The 1,338-nt window shown below is 59.6% G+C and carries 1 protein-coding gene; it reads right to left on the bottom strand.

Translation table 11 applies throughout. From position 1 onward, the window contains the following. Nucleotides 1-139: 139 nt before the first annotated feature. A complete protein-coding gene (locus PCA20602_RS25455) occupies nucleotides 140-1,246 on the bottom strand; it encodes an IS5 family transposase (protein ID WP_150723565.1) in 1,107 nt (368 codons plus the stop codon). Between the last annotated feature and the right edge of the window lie 92 nt (nucleotides 1,247-1,338).

The following is a 1,338-nucleotide window of genomic DNA, read 5'->3' as shown; positions in this document are numbered from 1 at the left end:
CAGGCTGTTGAAATAAACCCCGCTGATGCGCGGCCCTCCCTTCCAAAGAGCCGCCGTGCCGGCTTGGTTCACGTTGATTTGATGCTCGATTTCCTTAATTCAGGTGGAATCAATGTCATCTCCTCACCGATTTGCGCTTCTACGCCGCTTTCGCTGCGAGGGTGCGCATGCGAGTGAGGTTGTAGGCCGCCTGAGTCAACAGGAACAACTGCTCGACTCGCTCGCGACCGCGATACATCGCCTGCCGAATTCGACCGACCGTCTTGCCCCAGCCAAAGACCTGCTCGATGCATTTGCGCTTGCGTTGACTGATGGCGTAGCCGTCCCAGCGTGTCGTGCGAGCGTCAATCGCCGAGCCACCGTTGCGGCGATCGTTTCGCGCCACATGCGGTGTCACGCCATTTGCGCGACACGTCGCCACGAAGCCCGCCGTGTCATAGTGTTTGTCGGCGCCCACCGTGATGGGTGCGCCAGCAAGACATGCAGCGTCAGCAAGCATGTCGGCGGCCGCGTCGCGCTCAGCCGTGCCGCTCACCTGCGTGACCTGCGCGTTGACCACCAGACCATGCCGGTTATCGCTCAACACGTGGCCCATATAGCAGAGCAGCGCGCCGGTGCGGCGACTCTTGCGAAACAGCTTCGCTTGGTTGTCCGTACTCGATTCGTGCGTCTCATTGCTGCGCTTCTCGCCGTGCCAGTTCTCGCGCGGGCGATTACCGCCATTAGGCGGCGTATCGTCATTCGACTCATCTTTGCGCACGAAGCTCTTATGTCCGGCCCAAGCCTGAATCAGCGTGCCGTCCACACTGAAATGCTCGCCCGACAGATAGCCGCGCGTGTGCGCCGTCTCGACTGTCTCGTTAAACAGGCTCACGATGACGTCGTGCGTCAGCAATCGGTCGCGGTTCTTGCTGAAGGTCGAGTGGTCCCATACCGCATCGTCCATCGCCAAGCCGACAAACCAACGAAACAGCATGTTGTAGGTGATTTGCTCCATCAGCATGCGTTCGCTGCGAATCGAATACAGCACTTGCAACAGCAATGCGCGAATCAGCTTCTCTGGCGCGATGCTTGGACGGCCGCCCTTCGCGTCGCTCTCGTACATGCGCGTGAACACGGGGTCCATGCGCTTGAGCGCGTCGTTCAGCCAGGCCCGAATCGGACGCAGAGGGTGATTGACCGGCACGAAATCATCCAGCTTCGCCATCGTGAACATCGCCTCGGTGTAGCCGTCTGCTCCGCGCATCGCTTCTGTCTCAGGGTTGTTTGGTTCTTTGTTTCAACGTTTACCCCGCCCAACAGGATGACGACTGCGGTAGGTATTTCAACAGCCTGCTA

Origin of the sequence: Pandoraea capi (assembly GCF_902459735.1) — a bacterium.
Lineage (GTDB): Bacteria > Pseudomonadota > Gammaproteobacteria > Burkholderiales > Burkholderiaceae > Pandoraea > Pandoraea capi.
The sequence above is the reverse complement of the archived record's forward strand: the minus strand, read 5'-3'. Positions and strand labels throughout refer to the sequence as shown.

Coding starts and splice junctions, on each gene's coding strand:
- PCA20602_RS25455 (WP_150723565.1), bottom strand. CDS start 1,246: ATGCGCGGAGCAGACGGCTACACCGAGGCGATGTTCACGATGGCGAAG.